We start from the raw sequence: 18370 nt of genomic DNA, 5'->3' as shown, positions 1-18370 counted from the left end.
TGCTTCCGCTAAGGAAAAACCTTCCGAGTCAAAACCCGTTGAGAAATCAGCATCTTCTACCCCCCAGTTACCGGGGCCCGAGAAACTGCTGAATGGCGGGAATTTCTGGGATCACTGGAAATATGTCAGTGAAGAGGAGAAAGAGGCGAATCGCAATCTGACCTGGAAAGTAATCAGTGGTGGCAAGGATCAACCCAGTGTGCTGGTCTGCTCCGGGAAACCCTATGGTTACATTCGAACCCAGAAAATATACGAAAATTTCCAGTTCAGCCTGGAGTGGATGTATCCCAATGACCCGAATGCGAACAGCGGGATCTTATTATTCACAACAGAACCGGATAAAGTCTGGCCAAAAGCTTTTCAGGTTCAGTTGCATCGTCCCGAAGCCGGTTATGTTTTTCCCACGCCGGGCAGTGGCGCCAAATCAGCCAATAAACTTTCCCCCACCATGCCTCTGGATTTACCACTTGGTAAATGGCATCAATGTGTGCTGACTTGCCGGTCGGGAAATATTTCTGTAATGATCAACGGGGTCAAACTGGGTGAAGTCACCGGCTGTGACCCCAGCAAGGGGGCGATTGCTCTGCAGAGTGAAGGTGCCGAAATTCATTTCCGCAAACTGGTCGTGGAAGTACTGGCTCCTGAACCGGCAGCGCAACCTGAAAAACCAGTCGCGCAACAAAAGCCTGATCAACCCTGATAGGGGTTATTGTTTTGGCTTTCTGAGTACCAGTGTCGGGCAGGGGGCATGTCTGAGAACCCGCTCTGCAACAGAACCGAGTGCCAGTCGGGTGATTCCGGTATAACCGTGCGAAGGAATCACGATCAGATCCGTGGAATGATCTTTCGCGTAATCTGCAATCTTAGTTCCCGGATCACCAATCAAAGTGTCGAAGGTTATGCCTTCAATCTGGTGTTTGGTGAATTCTTCTTTGGCCAGTTTATTGACGTGGTCAGTTCGTTTTTCATCCGTCAGTCCTCCGAAGAGTACACCCGGTGAAACAAGATCCAGGGGGACCATCACATGCACCACGGTTACCGTTGCCGCGTCTTCTGAAATTTGTATGGCCTTTTTGATGGCTTCCAGCGAGCTTTCAGAAAAATCGACTGGAACCAGAATGTTTTTTCCGGCGAAGTAACTCATAATCCAGTACTTTCATTGATGAATGATGTTGAAGAGCAACAGCTGTCTCTATTTTATGATAATTGAGCCGTGATAAACAGCAGTAAGCTTGGGCAATGTCCGAATTCCTGCCGTCATTTTTCCTCGGTAGAAGAGGCGGTGTTATCAAACTCTCCTGACTTATAACGACTCCAGTATTTGTCCAGTTCCCGCTTGACCCGATTGGACAACAGCAGGACTCCCAGGATATTGGGAAATGCCATTCCCAGAATCATCAGATCACCAAAATCGAGTACGTTGGTGGCAGAGACAACCGAACCCAGTACCACGAACACCAGAAACAGAATGCGATACGCGAGCGAAATGGAAGGGCTGTCGCCAAACAGAAATGCCCAGCAGCGTTCTCCATAATAGGACCACGAGATCATCGTCGAATACGCGAACAGAATCACGGAAACGGACAATACATAATTAAAGTAGGGGATCTGTGAATTCATGGCCGCTGAGGTCAAAGCGGCTCCGTTGTCTGATTTAATCAGATCAGCATATTGGGGATCATTGTAAGCGCCTGTAATGATCATCACGAGGGCGGTCATGGTACAGATCATGATTGTATCTACGAATGGACCCAGTGATGCCACGATGCCTTCGCGAACGGGAAATTTTGTTTTCGCAGCCGAATGAGCGATGGCCGCTGATCCGACTCCCGCTTCATTCGAAAAGGCGGCTCGTTTAAAGCCGATCACCAGAACGCCCAGGAAACCGCCATACATCGCGTTATCGCTGAACGCACCATTCCAGATAGCCATAAAGCAGGCTGGAATCTGTTCGACCTGCATCACGATAATCGCCAGGCATGCCAGAATATAGATCCCGCACATCAGGGGCACAATTTTTTCTGTCGTCCGGGCGATGCTGCGAATCCCGCCGATAATCACGATTCCCACGAAAAATGCCATCACAACACCATAGACCCACTCCAGGTTGTTATCTTTCAACATCGGGATCGTCTCTGCGACAGCGCCCAGGGATTGTTTGACCTGAAATGAGTTGCCTCCTGCCAGTGAGCCGCCAATGCACAAAATTGCAAACAGAACGGCGAGAGTTTTGCCCAGTCCCTTCATGAATGGATTGTTGGGATACTGTTCCTGTAAGCCGACTGAAAGGTAGCACATGGGGCCCCCCATTACTCGACCATCCGGGCTGATGCGACGGTAAATTTGGGCGAGCGTACATTCAGCAAATTTGGAAGTCATACCCAATAGTCCGGCCAGCATCATCCAGAACATGGCTCCCGGGCCGCCTGTGGCAATCGCAATTGCCACTCCCGCAATGTTCCCCAGTCCCACGGTCGCAGACAGGGCGGCGGTCAAAGCCTGAAAGTGGGTGACTTCCCCTTCATCGTCAGGATCATCATATTTCCCCATGATCAGTAAAATGGAGTGTTTAAAGGCACGCAGATTAATGAAGTTCATGCGAAAGGTGAAATATGTCGCCCCAATGACCAGCCAGAGCACAGCCAGGGGAACTCCATCGTTCGCATTGAATTGTTGCGGAGTCAGTGGTATCGGATAAAAGAAGACTGACGCAACATACCCGTTAAAAGTACCAAACAGCTTATCGACTTTCTGTTCTACCAGAGCCAGTCCTGTTTTAGCTTCTTTCTTCTTGGCAGGTTCATTTTTATCAGGAACCGTTTCGGCAGCAGTTTCAGGGGCTGCTGCGGGCGTGGGAGTGTCCTGAAACGCCTGCAGTGGGGATCCCGCTGAGAAGAAGAGGGAGAAAATCAGGAGCGCCGCCATACCAGAGCGAATTGCATGCGAGAGTAAAGGCCGGTCGAATTTCATAAGAGTCTATTCCCATTTGCAGTTAAACAGTTGCCGCAGGTTCATGTCGAGCTGAAATTAAGATCGTTTTCAGTATCTAAAGCGAAATAAAACACGGTCTGTTACCGCTTTTCGTTCATTTTGTAATTGGCTTGGCTTGGTTTTCAGGGCAGGTTAAGAGATAATTAAAGGACCTGCCTGGAACGCTCCCTGTCTCACCGTTCTCACAATCGTTGTATGAGACTATCAAATAACGGTTTACGTTCCAAGATGTTTCTTGAAAAAGCCCTGAAAAGTTCCCGGGTTTTGAAACTGAATCTCAATTATTGATTTTTGACAATATTGGTTGTCAAAAATAACAGGTCTGTCTAGGATGCTGGTATAAAGAGAATTGAGTGTGTAGTGATTCTGATTCTATCAAATCACTCTCTTAAAAAGCCATCAGTTCCATTTTTCATTCCAGGTAGAAATCGATTTATGCGCGTTTCGATTGATGAAAATGATCGCAGTTTTCTGCTGGGGCTCAATCGCCTTAAGTCAGCAACCATACACGAGATCTGTGAACAGGAAGGCGTAACAGCAACGGCTGTCCGTCAGCGTCTGGTTCGTTTGCAGGGGTTGGAGCTGATTGAGCGGACTCAGGTGAAGGAAGGACGAGGGCGTCCTCACTATACCTACTCGGTGACGACTCTGGGGATGCGGTTGCTGGGGGATAATTACGCCGAACTGGCAAACATCCTCTGGGAAGAACTGAAAGGCATTGACGACGAAGAGTTACGCTGTCGATTGGCAGCGCGAATCCAGACCGCTCTGGTACAGCAATACGGAAGAAATGTGGATGCCCCTTCGCTCCAGGGACGCATGGAACAGTTAAAGCAGGCCTTAGAGGAGCGAGGGTTTGTGGTCGAACTGGATCACACCGGACCTCTCCCCATTTTGCGGGAACATAATTGCCCTTACCACGACATCGCCAGCACTGATGCTTCGATTTGTGAACTGGAGCAACGGGTTTTCGAGCGAGTCTTAGGTACCAAAATGAAACTTTCCGAATGTTGTCTGGACGGGCATCATTGCTGTGAGTTTGAAGCACATATCAGCTAAATCTGATTTTAAATTTATTTGTTGTTTCTGAAAACGTTCAGAACTCCGGATGACAGGGTGAAATACGAAAATGAGTTTGTTGAAAATTTCTGATTTACATGTATCTGTTACAGGCACTCCGATTTTAAAAGGAGTCAACCTGGAAATTAACCAGGGTGAAGTTCACGCTTTGATGGGACCCAATGGTTCAGGAAAAAGCACGCTGGCCTATGCAATGGCCGGCCATCCGAGTTATGAAATCACCAAGGGTAAAATCGAAATCGATGGCACCAATATTTCAGAACTCGATCCCAATGAACGGGCTCGCCTGGGATTGTTTCTGGCATTTCAGTATCCCGTCGTGATTCCGGGAGTCAAAGTCGCTGACTTCCTGCGACATGCGATGTCGAATGTGCGGAACCCCGATCGTAAGGAAGGTGAAAAGCTGATTCCGATGCGCGAGTTCCGCAAAGAACTGCGGGATCAGATGAGTGAACTGGGCATGGATCTGGAAATGGCTCGCCGTTATCTGAATGAGGGTTTTTCCGGCGGTGAAAAGAAGCGGATGGAGATTCTGCAGCTGGCCATGCTCAAACCCAAATTTGCCGTGCTTGATGAAACGGACAGTGGTCTGGACAGTGACGCGGTCAAGGTGGTCAGTGAAGGTCTGAGCCGTCTGGCAGGGGCTGAAATGGGTGTGTTAATTATTACCCACCACGAACGGTTGCTGGAATTTAATCAGCCACAGTTCACACACGTGATGCTGGCTGGTCGGATTGTCGAAACCGGAGATGCCAGCCTGGCTGCCGAGCTGCATGAGCACGGTTATTCCAGTGTGCGTGAACGTCACCCGGATGTTGCGGCTGAAGAAGTTGTTGAAGCCGTCTGATCTGCAGACTCAGAGAACGCAGCAATCTGATTCATTACGAACTAAACTTTCGATCAATCAAAGCAGTTACATCACTCCCGTTTGGGGTGGTTTTAATACAGAGTGGGAGAATTTGAGATGTCTACGAAGTTGGATACCAATTCGGAAAATGAGAAAGTTGATATTGGCGATTATCAATATGGATTTCACGATCCCACAGACAAGTACGTGTTTACCGGCCAGAAAGGCCTGAATGCTGCCGTGGTCGCCCAGATTTCTGAAATGAAAAATGAGCCGGCCTGGATGCGTGATTTTCGCCTGAAGTCTCTGGAGATCTTCGAGCAGAAACCAACTCCGCAATGGGGTGGTAATCTGAACGAGATTGATTACCAGAGCATCCATTACTTCGTGCGAGCCTCTGCAGGGCAGGAACGCAGCTGGGAAGATGTTCCCGATGACATTCGCAAAACATATGACCGCCTGGGAATTCCCGAGGCAGAGAAAAAATTCCTGTCTGGTGTGAAAGCACAATATGAATCTGAAGTGGTCTACGGCAGTCTGCAGGAAGATCTGGCCAAGCAGGGGGTTCTGTTCACAGACACCGACTCGGCTCTGAAGGATCATCCCGAGCTGTTTCGGGAGTATTTCGGTAAGATTATTCCTCCCGATGATAACAAGTATGCTGCTTTGAACTCGGCCGTCTGGTCGGGCGGATCGTTCGTGTATGTGCCTCCCGGGGTGCATATCGAATTTCCATTGCAGGCTTATTTTCGCATCAACTCAGAAAACATGGGGCAGTTTGAACGGACGCTGGTCATCGTTGATGAAGGTGCTTCCTGCCATTACGTCGAAGGTTGTACGGCTCCGACTTACAGTTCGAACAGTCTGCACTCGGCCGTTGTGGAAATTATCGTGAAGAGAGGCGGTCGGTTCCGCTACACGACGATTCAGAACTGGTCCAACAACGTCTATAACCTGGTTACCAAGCGGGCGCATGCCTATGAAGATTCGCTGATGGAGTGGGTCGATGGTAACCTGGGTTCCAAGTTGACCATGAAGTATCCCGCTATCTTTCTGATGGGGGAAGGTGCCCGTGGCGAAACTCTTTCGATCGCTTTCGCAGGTAAGGGACAGCATCAGGATGCCGGCGCCAAAATGGTGCATTGTGCTCCTAATACTTCAAGCCGGATTATCTCCAAGAGTATCTCCAAAGATGGCGGACGGTCCAGCTATCGCGGGCTGGTTAAAGTGGACCCGGAAGCACATGGCTGTAAATCAAATGTGGTCTGCGATGCCCTGCTGCTGGATCCCAAGAGCCGCAGCGATACTTATCCTTACATCGAAATTGAAGACAATGACGTGGCGATCGAACACGAAGCCAGCGTTTCAAAAATCGGTGAAGAACAGTTGTTTTACCTGATGAGTCGCGGTCTGACAGAAGCGGAAGCATCATCGATGATCGTGACCGGGTTTATTGAGCCCCTGGTAAAAGAGTTGCCGATGGAATACGCCGTCGAAATGAATCGCCTGATTGAACTCCAGATGGAAGGTTCAATTGGTTAACCCGGCGTACATTTACAGGCAAGCATTATCATTCAAAATGGAATAAGCAGACTTCACCCCGTTGCACGGGTTCGAAGTTCTTCAAAACCGTTACCGAAAGCATAACAGACAAAAAGTATGAGTACTTCATCCGTTAATACCTCTGCTGACATTCCGGCTGGATTTAGTGAAGCCGCTTTCGAAGCATTTCTGACAACCCGGGACGAACCCGCATGGGTCACTGAATCACGTCGCCAGGCCTTCAAACGCTACACGGAACTTCTGGAAACTCAACTGGATCCCGAAGAGTACCGCCGCGTTGATTTGCGGGCTCTCAGGCCCGACCGATTTCAGCTGAGTTCCAGTGTTGAGTCGGCAGGGGCACAGCAGGCTTCCACGCTTTTGAAAGAGCAGGCTGAGTTCGCCGGGCATGTGACGCATGTCGACGGACAGCTGATCTCAAGTGAACTGTCTGAAGAACTGGCTTCCCAAGGAGTCATTTTCGGAGACCTGGCGACGATCGCCCGGGAACACAGCGATCTGGTGCAGAAGCATTTTATGACCAAGGCGGTCGACACGAATACCGATCGGTTCTCTGCCTGGCATGCAGCGTTCTGGACAGGGGGAACTTTTTTATATGTACCTCGTAACGTGGTTGTGGACGCACCGCTGCACAGCCTGATTACTTTGCAGGCCGAGAAGGCTGCAGACTTCAGTCATACACTGGTCGTTCTCGAAGAGGGGGCCTCAGCAACGCTGCTGGAAGAAACAGCTTCGACATCGGAAGAAAATCTCGGGTTACACTCGGGAGCCGTCGAATTGATTCTGGCCAAAGAGGCCCGGCTGCGGTATGTCCAGCTACAGAACTGGAATCATAAAGTCTGGCACATTGCCCACCAGGCAGGACGGGTTGAGAATAACGGGTTCCTGCAATGGACGGTGGGCGGAATCGGTGCCAAGCTGGCTCATATTCATCAGGATGTTGTTCTCGACGGACGAGGCGCGGAAGCGGAAGTGAATGGTGTCACATTCTCGACCGATCAGCAGGTCCATTCGTTCTATACAAAGCAGGCGCATAATGCTCCGGATACACGCTCCGATCTGCTTTATAAACAGGTACTGCGCGATCATGCACGGGCCATCTGGCGCGGAATGATCCGGGTTGAGCCGGAAGGTCAGCAGACCAATGGTTACCAGCGAAATGATTCACTCATGCTTTCCTCCACCTGTCGGGGTGATGCCATTCCCGGCCTGGAAATTGAGGCTGACGATGTGCGCTGCACTCATGGTGCCACCGCAGGTCGCGTCGATGAAGAGCAGATTTTCTATTGCATGTCGCGGGGTATCTCTGAATACGAAGCGATGCATATGATCGTCGAAGGTTTCTTTCAGACCGTGTTTGACCGGATCCCGGTGGAAGTCGTTCGCGAGACCCTGAATCAGGCAATTATCAAAAAATTAGGATTTGGTCGGTAACATTCCACTGATCACAGACAATTAACAGTACACAGATTATGCCTGACTTCGAAGAAATTGCATCCCTGGAGGAATTTGGTAGCGCGGATCGGCTGGAGGTATTTATTGGCGATACCCCGGCGTTGTTGATCCGTATTCACGACCAGATTCTGGCGATTGAAGATGTGTGCACCCATGATGGGCAGCCGTTAACTAAAGGATGCATTGAAGACGGAGCGATTGTCTGTCCTCGCCACGGCGCGCGTTTTGATCTGGTTACCGGAAAAGCGCTCTGTATGCCTGCCACCAAGCCAATTCAGACGTTTGAAGTCGAAGTCAGAGGCCAGAAAATATACGTTCGTCATTAAATTGGCAAAATGTAATCATTTTGCCCTTTATCATGCGAATCAAACGGCTTTAGCGGTCGTTTTCCAGTAATCATATTTATAAGCACTAACGCGGGTTTTTTTGGGTATGATTATTTACTAACTGTCATTATCTAATTCGATGGATGTGTGGTGACACATCAAACTATAAAGGAAAGGTATCATGCCAGACGAAGTCAACGAGAATCCGGAAGAGAATCAAGACGCAGCTGAGGAACAAATGTCCGCTTTTTCAGCGTTCCGAGGAGTCGGAGGCGATGAGACTCTGGTTGATGCACTGAAACAGGTCATTGATCCTGAGTTGAATATCAACATTGTGGATCTGGGGTTGGTATACGATGTGAAACGCTCAGAAGAAAATCAGGCCAAGGTCAATGTGTCGATGACATTAACCAGTCCCGCCTGTCCCGCTGGTCCACAGATCATCACGCAGGCTAAGATGGCACTCGAGCGACTGGATGATGTAGACGAAGCCAGTATTCAACTGACGATGTCACCTCCCTGGTCACCCGAGTTGATGACTGATGATGCGCGTGACGAACTGGGTATTTTTTAGTCGAACTGAATCAAAGAGAAACAGCCAGACGTCGGCTGTTTTTCTGGTTCAGCTGAGCGAAAACAAAACGTCATCGGATTCGGAAGCGTTTAACTCATCTTTTTAATTAAAAGCTCCCGGACCACTTTCGGATCGGCCCCTTTCACTTCCCGCATGACCTGCCCGATTAATGCCCCCACGGCTGCCTGCTTGCCACTCTGGAAATCTGCTACCGCTTTCTCATTCTTTGCCACGACTGTCTGAACGGCTGCTTCCAGTGCTCCCGTATCGGATACCATGGCCAGTCCTTTGTCTTCAATGATGGACTGAATCGATTCCACGCCGGGGGCTGCTTCTTCAGACTTCAACAGTTCCTGGAACACGGTACGGGCACTCTTGGTGGTAATCTCATTGCTCTCCACTTTTTCCAGCAAATCGGCGAGCACTTCCGGTTTGATGGAAAATGCTGAGATTTCCAGTCCCCCTTCTTTCAGTTCACGCAGGACATCCTGTGTGACCCAGTTCGCTGCCTGTTTCCCGTTCTGGCAGCCTTTAGCCACTTGTTCAAAGTAATCGGCAAAAGCCAGTCCCTGGTCAATGATGACGGCTGCATCGTAAGCTGAGAGCTGATATTCTTTTTCCAGACGATTTCTACGGAGCGCCGGTCGTTCGCAGAGTTCGCTGCTCACTTTGTCCCGTTCCGCATCGGTTACCGTCACTGGAGCCAGGTCGGGATCCGGGAAGTACCGATAGTCGGCCGCTTCTTCTTTGCCCCGCTGTTCCAGTGTGATCCCCCGGTCGGCATCCCAGCCCCGAGTTTCTTTGGGGACGTCATGCAGGCTCAGCCTGGTTTCCTGCCATGCTTCCCACTGCCGCTGGACTTCAAATTCAATCGCCTGTTCGACGCCCCGGAAGCTGTTCAGGTTTTTGATCTCCACGATCGGCGTGGGAATGGTTTCTCCATTCTCCTGCTGGATATGCAGGTTGACGTTCGCATCACAACGCAGACTGCCTTCCTGCATGTTGCAGTCGGAAACATCAATATAGGTCAGCAGCAGTTTCAGTTCTTCGAGGTACGTGCGGGCTTCCCGCGCTGAACGCAGATCGGGTTCGGAAACAATCTCGATCAGCGGGGTGCCACAGCGGTTAAGGTCCACCTTACTGTCATGACCCCGTCCCGATTCATCGTGACTGTTTTTGCCGGCGTCTTCTTCCAGGTGAGCCCGGATGATTCCAATTTTTTTGGTTTCGCGGGTCTCTGGATCGATTTCTATTTCCAGCCAGCCATTCTGGCTCATGGGTAGATCATACTGGCTGATCTGATATGCTTTGGGCAGATCCGGGTAGTAATACTGCTTGCGATCCCATTTGGTAAACGATGGAATTTCGCAGTTGATTGCCAGGCCGGTTTTCATTCCCAGGTGAAAGGCTTCACGGTTCAATACGGGAAGTGCGCCAGGCAGTCCCAGGCAGACCGGGCAGGTCTGTGTGTTGGGGTGATCGGGATTGAATCTGGTTGAACAGCCACAGAAAAGCTTGGTCCTGGTCTGTAACTGTACGTGGACTTCAAGACCGATGATGACCGTATAGTCCATTCTATCACGCTACCCTTTATTCAGTATTCAAAGTATATAATTTCGCTTTTCAGTGTCTGTCGTGGCTGCGTCTACTCAGGGCGCTTTAGATGCCAGTCTGTTTCCCGTTCAAACATCCGGGCGGCGCGCAGCAGTCGTTCTTCTTCCAGTGGTGGTGCCAGCAGTTGCAGGCCTATCGGGAGCTTGTTCTGGCTCATGCCCGCGGGCACGGATACGCCGGGGATGCCTGACAGATTGGCACTGGTTGTAAAAATATCTGCCAGGTACATCGCCAGTGGATCGTCTGTCAGTTCGCCGATTTCAAATGCCGGTGTCGGGGTCACGGGAGAGGCGATGATATCCACTTTTTGAAATGCCTGTTCGAAGTCGTTGCGGATCAGCCGTCTGACTTTCAGCGCTTTGAGGTAGTAGGCATCGTAATAACCTGAGGAGAGAGCATAGGTCCCCAGCATGATACGGCGTTTGACTTCATCCCCGAAGGCTTCGCCGCGGCTGGCGGCATACATGTCGATCATGTTGTCAAACTGTTTCGCGCGATAGCCGTAATGCACACCATCGTAGCGGGCCAGGTTACTGGATGCTTCGGACGGTGCAATGATGTAATAAGTGGCGACGCAGTATCTGGCATGCGGAAGTTCTACAGGAATCAGTTCCGCTCCCAGGGATTGATAAACATCAAGTGCCTGTTGCGTTGCCTTCTGCACATCTTCATGCAGGCCTTCTTCGTGCAGATGTTCGATGTAGCCGACTTTCAGGTTTTTCAGTGGCTGTTCCAGGTTTTCGGTATAGCGTGGGACTGCGGCGTCCAGGCTGGTGGTGTCGCGCTGGTCTTTTCCGGCGATGGTTTCCAGCAGCAGGGCGGCATCGGTGATATCTCTGGCGAAGGGGCCAATCTGATCAAGTGAGCTGGCAAACGCCACCAGTCCATATCGCGAGACACGTCCATAGGTTGGTTTCAGACCCACCACCCCGCAAAAGCTGGCGGGTTGCCTGATGGATCCACCGGTATCGCTGCCCAGTGCGAGGGGGGCAAAACCGGCGGAGACGGCAGCAGCGGAGCCACCACTGGAACCTCCGGCAGCGCACTTTGTGTTCCACGGGTTCGCAGTAATTTTGAACGCTGAGTTCTCGGTTGATGATCCCATCGCAAATTCATCGAGGTTGGTTTTGCCGATCAGAACCGCGTCAGCTGCTCTGAGTCGCTCGACAATGTGGGCATCATAAGGGGGCGTGAACGCTTCCAGCATCCTGCTGGCACAGGTGGTGGTGGTACCTGTGGCGCAGATGTTGTCTTTGAGTGCGACCGGAATGCCGGCCAGTTTTCCCAGTGGTTCGCCCGCTTTTCGTTTCCGGTCCACTTCACGGGCGGTTTGCAGCGCCGTTTCTCCCTGCAGTGAAAGAAAGGCATTGATACTTTCGTCTCGACGGGCAATTTCTGCCAGGCAGGCGGCGGTAATCTCTTCGCTGCTGACTTCCCCCGCATTCATTTTCGCCAGCAGTTCGCTGGCGGTGGCTGAAGTGATAGACATGGACTGTCGAGTCTCCATATAAGTTTTAAAGGCCCGGCTTGTCAGCAAGCCGGGCCTTGGATTATTGCTTTTATGTGCTCAAGGGTAAAGACGCCGGTCCATTACAGAATCGCAGGAACGAGGAAATAGTTCCCGTCTGTCTGGGGGGCATTGGACAGCGCCTGGTCCCGGGGGAGACTCTCCTGGAGTTGATCGTCCCGAAAAACATTCGAAATCTCAATTGCATGCGCCATGGGTTCGATGTCTGAGGTATCCAGCTCATCCAACATGGCGATGTATTTCAGCACGGACCCCATCTGTTCTCCCAGGGCGGTGACTTCCTTTTCGGAAAGCTTGAGCCTGGAAAGTGAAGCGACTTTCAGAACTTCATCCTGAGTGAGTTGAGTGCTCATGGTCGTCGATCTACTCGAGAGTAGAAGTCTGTATTAGCTGGCAGGCAGCGTAAACGGTTTTTTAGCAACGGCTTTGGTGATTTTGCCGGAGCGAATGCACTGCGTGCAAACGCGCTGGGAGACCACACTACCGCCGCTTTGAACCCGGATTTTCTGCAGGTTGGGGCGGAAGACGCGCTTGGAAACGCCAGTTGTCTGACGTCCGTTACCCCCGAGGTATTTATATTTACCACGCTGACGAACTCGATTACCAACTACAGGAGTCTTGCCACAGGCATCACACTTCTGACCCATTTGTATACTCTTTAACTATCTAGTGGGTTTTGAAAAGTCAGCTGTTGCTGATTTCAATTGACGTAAAGCGACCGCAGATTAACAGATTCGGCCAGCCGAGGAACCCAATAGTATATTTTCCCCGCCTGAGAATGCAACCGAAGCCACTGACTTATCGATTGCTGCGGTGGGAAAACTTGAAAATTGTGTTCTCAATCTGATTTCAGAGGATTGCAAATTGTACCATTGGGGACAGTTTTTTGAAAAAAGCATCCTCTCCAAAGGAACGGCTTGAAGAATTTGAAAAATGTAAAGACATACTGGTAAGTGGTTTATGTGATATTCATTGCGGAATTTCTGTCATTGGCACGCAAATCGCAAATACCTTGGATCAGACAAGGCAATCACTTGTGGACAAGTCGAATTGCTGTGAGGTAAACCGAATATCAAATCTGAAATGAGATTTAAGAGATAAAAGGAGTGACAACGATGCTGGTTTTGACACGGAAGTTGGCTGAAGGAATTCGAATTGGTGATGACATTCTTGTGAAAGTGATTCGGACGGGAAAAGGTTCCATCAAGATTGGCATCGATGCACCGGATGATCTGCGAGTCGTCCGGGCTGAGTTACTGGAGGAAGAAGAGGGCATGGCAAAGCAACCGGTGATCAAAGGGCTGGGAAAGGAACAGGACGGCGAGGGCCTGCCTGAAGCCTGCGGCTGGGGAACCTTATCGGTTGTCGAAGCGGCCCGTCTTGTCTGTTAAACAGATGCTGGAAACGACTGCTGCTGACGGTTGAGTAGCCCAGGGGGGGATTATTTTCAATTGACCAGCTTGAAGCGATCAGATTGAAAAAATTCGGGCAGGCTGTCGGTTGCTGAGTACGCGTGTGTGGTGCGGTGAGGAAGGAGTACGACGATAACAGATTCTGCTGCAGCAGTGCCCGCTTGTTTGGGTTGTTCCGTGAAGTGGCAAGCCGGGTGTTGAGGTATCAGATCTTTTAGAGCAGAAAATGGTCAAACGCTGATGGTTTTCTGTGAAGTGATTAATTACCGGGTGTTCCAATTTGATAGTCAGTGTGTATGTGGGGTAGGTTGACTGTCATTTCATGAACACCCGGTAATTTTATGCGCGGCATCAGGTGAGTCTGCAAAAAGAAGATTGACGCTTGCCAGCCGTGCGAACGATAATCACAGTCTGTTGAGATCGTCTCTACCGTAGAAAAAGATTCCTTAGACAGATCGCTGCGGATTCATGGCACATCATGTTGATTATCTGGTACTGGGACTGGGGGGAATGGGCAGCAGTGCCCTTTATCATCTTGCGAAACGCGGATTGAATGTTCTGGGAATAGAACAGTTTGGTGTCGCCCATGATCGGGGCAGTTCTCATGGTGAAACCCGCATCATCCGCAAGGCCTATTTTGAGCATCCCAATTATATCCCACTGCTGCAGCGTGCATATGAACTGTGGCACGATCTGGAACAGCTTTCAGGAAGAACACTGTTTAACCGTTGTGGTCTGATGGTGGCCGGCCCGCCTGATGGCGCAGTGATTCGAGGCGTGCATCTGGCAGAGGAACTCTATGGGGTTGCTGTCGAGAGCATTTCTGCAGTAGATGCGGTTGAGCGGTTCCCCGGCTTTCGTATCCCAGACGGTTTTGAAGTAACGTACGAACCGGAGGCCGGCTTTCTGCATGTGGAAAAATGTGTGCAGACTCATCTGGAACAGGCACAGGAACTGGGGGCCTCGGTTTGTCTGAATGAGCAGATTCGAGAAGTAAACATCAATCATGAGTCAATCGAAATCAAAACAGATCAGCAGCGGGTTACCGCTTCCTCACTGATTGTGACGACAGGAGCCTGGAGCAGTCGCTGTCTGAGCGAACTGGAATTGCCGCTGGAAGTGGTGCGAAAGGTCCTGTTCTGGAATCCGGTTCGTGAGCCGGTTTATAATCTGGACGCTGGTCGGGGAAGTTTCTTTTTTGATATGCCCGCAGGAGAGTTCTACGGCTTTCCTTCACTGGATGGAGCCGTGGTGAAACTGGCTGAACATACCGGAGGGGAAGCCGTGGGCGATCCGACCCATGTGGACCGATCACTGCATGACACTGATGTCCCCCGCGTTTCCCGGTTTGTGGAAGCGGTGATGCCCGGACTGAGCCCACAGCCAGTACGTCACGCCGTTTGTATGTATACGCGGACTCCCGACGGGCATTTCATCGTCGATCGGCATCCTGTGAATCAGCGGGTTGTGTATGGAGCCGGGTTCTCAGGGCACGGATTCAAGTTTGCGTCGGTGATCGGTGAAATCCTGGCGGATCTCGCAGTGACTGGCGCAACATCTTTACCGATTGAGTTCCTGTCGGCGCAGCGTTTCAGCAACTGAAGTAGATTCAGTCTGCGGGTGTAGTGGGCAGGATGTGGCCCATTTTATCGCGTTTGGTCTGTAGATAGAATTCGCGATCTTTATGGGGAGGAGCGACGATGGGCACCTGTTCTACCACTTCCAGATCGAAGCCGGTGTAGACATCGGAATCCGTTTTCTTGGGGTTGTTCGTGAGCAGACGGACTTTAGTCAGCCCCAGATCTTTCAGGATCTGTACGCCCACCGTGAAGTCGCGACTATCTGCCTTGAAGCCCAGCTGGATGTTGGCTTCAACTGTATCAAGGCCTTGGTCCTGCAGTACGTAGGCTTTGAGTTTGGGGATCAATCCAATTCCGCGGCCTTCCTGGGGGAGGTACACGACGGCTCCTGCTCCTGCTTCGTTGATTGAAGACATGGCCATGTGCAGCTGATCCCCGCAGTCACAGCGTAACGAATCCAGCAGATCGCCTGTAAAACAGGATGAGTGCATGCGGATCAGCGGCGCTTCTACGGAAGACAGGTCACCCCACACCAGGGCAACCGGTTGCTGACTTTCATGTTCTACCGAGTAGCCGATTACCTGGACGGTACCATAGTTTTTAGTGTTAATGGGGACTTCCACTTCGCGGTGAACCAGTTTCTCACTGATGTATCGATGTCGTATGACTTCCGCTGTCGAGATAATCGGAATATCGAACTGCTCGGAAATTTCCCGCAGCTCATCGGCGTCGGCCATGCCGAAGCCTTTCTGGCTGAGTATTTCTATCAGGACACCCACTGGTTTTAGCCCTGCCATCTGCAGCAGATCGCCGGTCGCTTCGGTATGGCCGGCCCGGCGTAAAATCCCCCCCTGTTTGGCAAGCAGGGGGTGAATGTGTCCCGGGCGGACAAAATCGGTTGCCACGGCGTGTTCGTCACTCAGGGCGCGAATCGTAATGGCACGACATTCGGCGCTGACGCCACTGCCGCTGTTTTTGTGATCGATGGGGATCAGGAACTGGGTCTGGTTGGGAGCGGTATTTTCTTCCGGACCGACGATGGGGTTCAGTTGCAGTCGGTCGGCAACTTCTTCGGGCAGCGAAACACAAAGCTCGCCGCTCCCATAGCGTAACAGGAATTGAACGATCTCCGGCGTTATGGCTTCGGCTGCGACAATAAAATCGCCTTCATTCTCCCGTTCGCTGGAGTCCGTCACAATGATCGGCTTACCCGCCCGCAATTGTTCGAATACGCGTTGAATGTTGGGGATGGTCGAGTCGGCGTGAGCAGGATCAGACATTGGTATGATTTGATGCCATCTGGAAAATGAGATAATCGAATACTTAAAAATTTTTCCGGCAGACGGTTCCCGCCGGAAAATCTATGCTAACTTTATTCTATAGAAGTGAGTTGGACTGGCAATCAAAGAAATCCCGATTTTAAGAGAACGGGCTGATTACAATGAAAATAATTGCCAGCCAGGCTGATTTACAGGCTTCCGGCTATGAGTCAGAGTCTGTGGAATATAACGTCAACGTGGTTTTTGACAGCTGGAACGGATATGACAGCTGAAAAGTTCACCCTGATTCCCGTTACTTTTTGCAGGGGGCTCAGGTGGACAAAAAAACATAAATCAAGCAGATGGTATGTTAAAACGTTGACAATTAAATATTCTTTGATACATTGAATATCTTAAGAAAAGTTCTTTGTCCTGAAGAGCTTCTTCCTGACCCGCAATATTGAATCACTCAGTAAACTCTGATTGGTTAACTTACCTTAAAAACATTCCTGATCAAAACCAGCCAACAGCGAGCGTCTTAACAAACATCATACTTATTCGGTCTGCGTGATAACGCGCGAAACCTGATCACTGCCAGGCCAGAAGTAAAGAACAAAACCAGTTGCACAGGAGTTGACGTATGGATTTCCGAATCAATGGTTCTCGGACACCTCAGGTCCTTATGTTATGTGGAGTGTTGACTCTGTCACTCTTCGCTGGAAACGCGGTGACCATTGTGGGGGCGGCACCGGCTGCTGCTGTTGCGCCTGTCGATTTCAAGGAAATCCAGGTTGGTCCTCACCCCGGCGGTAAAGAAGTACTCCAGCTGAGAGGTCCTGATTCCCGACAGCAGGTAGTCGTTACCGGTGTGCATGCCAATGGCAAACATCAGGATGTGACTCGTGATGTGGTGTATGCTGTTGCCGATCAGAGTATCGCTACCATCTCCAGCGATGGTTACCTGACTCCGCTGAAAGATGGTCAGACGACATTGACCGTAACGACGAAGAGTGGCAAAGCGGTTTCCATTCCTGTCGCAGTAGAGGGAATTGCAACTCCGGAAGCGATCAACTTTAAAAATCAGGTTGTGCCCATCTTTACCAAGCTGACCTGTAACAGCGGTGGCTGTCATGGCAAAGCCAGTGGTCAGAATGGATTTAAATTATCGTTGCTGGGTTTTTATCCTGGAGACGATTATGAGTTTCTGGTCAAAGAAGGCCGGGGACGTCGCCTGTTTCCTTCTTCACCGGCGGAAAGCCTGTTGTTGATGAAAGGAACCGGGGTCACTCCACACGGCGGCGGAAAGCTGATTAAACCCGACTCATACGAGTATCGACTGCTATATCGCTGGATTGAGCAGGGGATGCCTTATGGAAGCGAGAATGATCGCAAGGTGGTTTCCATCGAATGCTATCCTCCTACTCGAACAATGAGCCAGGATGCAGAACAGCAGATTTCAGTGATCGCCACTTATTCCGATGGCTCGACCGAAGATGTTACCCGAATGGCTCTGTTTGAAGCCAATGATACGGAAATGGCTGAAGTGAATAAAACCGGCCTGGTCAAAACGCTGACCCTGTCTGGTGAAGTCGCCATCATGGCCCGTTATCAGGGACAGGTTTCGACGTTCCGTGCTACGATTCCCCTGGGAGTCGAAATTGCCTCGCTCCCCGAATCACGCAACCTGATTGATGAAGCTGTCTTCAACAAACTGAAAGTTCTGGGCATTCCTCCTTCGCCGGTTTCCAATGATGCCACATTCATGCGACGTGTCTACATCGACATCACGGGAACCACTCCCACGGAAGAAGAAGTCAAAACCTTCCTGGCTGATCAGGATCCTGCCAAGCGTGACAAACTGATTGATAAACTCATCGACAGCCCTGCCTACGCAGACTACTTTGCCAACAAATGGAATATGGTGCTGCGTAACAAAAAGCTGCAGCCTGTCGATATTGCCGGCACGAACGCCTTCTACCAGTGGATCTGGGACAGCCTGTACGAGAATAAACCTTACAACGAATTCGTCGGAGAGATTCTGTCTGCTTCCGGTGAATTTCGTCAGAACCCGGCTGTGGTCTGGTATCGTGAGGTCAACACGGTCGAAGAACAGGTCGAGGACACAGCGCAACTCTTCCTGG

General features: G+C 50.7%; 17 protein-coding genes. 10 read left to right on the top strand and 7 right to left on the bottom strand.

Features of this window, described 5'->3' with window-relative positions; translation table 11 throughout:
- Positions 1-700 (top strand): DUF1080 domain-containing protein (locus tag AACZ40_RS20710; RefSeq protein ID WP_339675685.1); only part of this gene is annotated, 700 nt, incomplete at its 5' end.
- 6 nt (positions 701-706) lie between these two features.
- On the opposite strand, the gene AACZ40_RS20705 is transcribed toward AACZ40_RS20710, so the two are convergent.
- The gene (locus AACZ40_RS20705; RefSeq protein ID WP_291175176.1) at positions 707-1144 is read right to left on the bottom strand and encodes a universal stress protein; all 438 of its coding nucleotides are present in this window, start codon (positions 1142-1144) and stop codon (positions 707-709) included.
- A 113-nt stretch (positions 1145-1257) separates the two neighbouring features.
- Complete coding sequence (locus AACZ40_RS20700) at positions 1258-2970, bottom strand: alanine/glycine:cation symporter family protein (protein WP_291175173.1); 1713 nt, start codon at positions 2968-2970, stop codon at positions 1258-1260.
- 456 nt (positions 2971-3426) lie between these two features.
- On the opposite strand from AACZ40_RS20700, the gene AACZ40_RS20695 reads away from it, so the two are divergent.
- The 6 genes from AACZ40_RS20695 (at position 3427) to AACZ40_RS20670 (ending at position 8836) form a co-directional block, all read left to right on the top strand.
- Complete coding sequence (locus AACZ40_RS20695) at positions 3427-4050, top strand: transcriptional regulator (protein ID WP_291175170.1); 624 nt, start codon at positions 3427-3429, stop codon at positions 4048-4050.
- 70 nt (positions 4051-4120) lie between these two features.
- Entirely contained in the window at positions 4121-4918 is a 798-nt protein-coding gene (gene sufC, locus AACZ40_RS20690; RefSeq protein ID WP_291175168.1) for a Fe-S cluster assembly ATPase SufC, read from the top strand.
- A 117-nt stretch (positions 4919-5035) separates the two neighbouring features.
- Positions 5036-6460, top strand: coding sequence for a Fe-S cluster assembly protein SufB (gene sufB / locus AACZ40_RS20685; RefSeq protein ID WP_291175165.1), 1425 nt, complete (start codon positions 5036-5038; stop codon positions 6458-6460).
- Positions 6461-6577: 117 nt separating this feature from the next.
- Positions 6578-7915, top strand: a complete 1338-nt coding sequence (gene sufD, locus AACZ40_RS20680) for a Fe-S cluster assembly protein SufD (RefSeq protein WP_291175162.1) — start codon at positions 6578-6580, stop codon at positions 7913-7915.
- 38 nt (positions 7916-7953) lie between these two features.
- On the top strand, positions 7954-8262 hold the full coding sequence (locus AACZ40_RS20675; RefSeq protein ID WP_339675680.1) for a non-heme iron oxygenase ferredoxin subunit: 309 nt from the start codon (positions 7954-7956) through the stop codon (positions 8260-8262).
- Between the two features lie 181 nt (positions 8263-8443).
- The gene (locus AACZ40_RS20670; protein WP_291175156.1) at positions 8444-8836 is read left to right on the top strand and encodes a metal-sulfur cluster assembly factor; all 393 of its coding nucleotides are present in this window, start codon (positions 8444-8446) and stop codon (positions 8834-8836) included.
- 89 nt (positions 8837-8925) lie between these two features.
- Here the strand turns inward: AACZ40_RS20670 and gatB are convergent, their stop codons facing one another.
- The 4 genes from gatB to rpmB all read right to left on the bottom strand — a co-directional run bounded on the left by gatB (position 8926) and on the right by rpmB (position 12625).
- Positions 8926-10410 carry an Asp-tRNA(Asn)/Glu-tRNA(Gln) amidotransferase subunit GatB gene (gene gatB, locus AACZ40_RS20665; protein WP_339675677.1) on the bottom strand — a complete coding sequence of 495 codons (1485 nt, stop codon included), beginning with the start codon at positions 10408-10410 and terminating at the stop codon, positions 8926-8928.
- Positions 10411-10481: 71 nt separating this feature from the next.
- Positions 10482-11939 (bottom strand): Asp-tRNA(Asn)/Glu-tRNA(Gln) amidotransferase subunit GatA, encoded by a 1458-nt coding sequence (gene gatA / locus AACZ40_RS20660; protein ID WP_291175150.1) that lies wholly within the window; start codon positions 11937-11939, stop codon positions 10482-10484.
- A 101-nt stretch (positions 11940-12040) separates the two neighbouring features.
- Positions 12041-12331, bottom strand: coding sequence for an Asp-tRNA(Asn)/Glu-tRNA(Gln) amidotransferase subunit GatC (gene gatC / locus AACZ40_RS20655; RefSeq protein ID WP_291175147.1), 291 nt, complete (start codon positions 12329-12331; stop codon positions 12041-12043).
- A gap of 33 nt (positions 12332-12364) precedes the next feature.
- Entirely contained in the window at positions 12365-12625 is a 261-nt protein-coding gene (rpmB, locus tag AACZ40_RS20650; protein ID WP_291175144.1) for a 50S ribosomal protein L28, read from the bottom strand.
- A gap of 468 nt (positions 12626-13093) precedes the next feature.
- Here rpmB and AACZ40_RS20645 point away from each other — a divergent pair, with 468 nt between their 5' ends.
- Together AACZ40_RS20645 and solA are read left to right on the top strand one after the other, a co-directional pair.
- The gene (locus AACZ40_RS20645) at positions 13094-13369 is read left to right on the top strand and encodes a carbon storage regulator (protein ID WP_291175140.1); all 276 of its coding nucleotides are present in this window, start codon (positions 13094-13096) and stop codon (positions 13367-13369) included.
- A 489-nt stretch (positions 13370-13858) separates the two neighbouring features.
- Positions 13859-14992 (top strand): N-methyl-L-tryptophan oxidase, encoded by a 1134-nt coding sequence (solA, locus tag AACZ40_RS20640; protein WP_291175137.1) that lies wholly within the window; start codon positions 13859-13861, stop codon positions 14990-14992.
- A gap of 7 nt (positions 14993-14999) precedes the next feature.
- Here solA and ribA read toward each other — a convergent pair whose 3' ends face one another.
- Complete coding sequence (gene ribA, locus AACZ40_RS20635) at positions 15000-16250, bottom strand: GTP cyclohydrolase II (protein WP_291175133.1); 1251 nt, start codon at positions 16248-16250, stop codon at positions 15000-15002.
- Positions 16251-16869: 619 nt separating this feature from the next.
- Here ribA and AACZ40_RS20630 point away from each other — a divergent pair.
- Positions 16870-18370 (top strand): DUF1549 domain-containing protein (locus AACZ40_RS20630; protein ID WP_339675676.1); only part of this gene is annotated, 1501 nt, incomplete at its 3' end.

The sequence above is a fragment of the uncultured Gimesia sp. genome (assembly GCF_963972345.1).
Classification (GTDB): Bacteria; Planctomycetota; Planctomycetia; order Planctomycetales; family Planctomycetaceae; genus Gimesia.
Note: the sequence above shows the minus strand (reverse complement) of the source record. Positions and strands in the feature narration are given on the sequence as shown.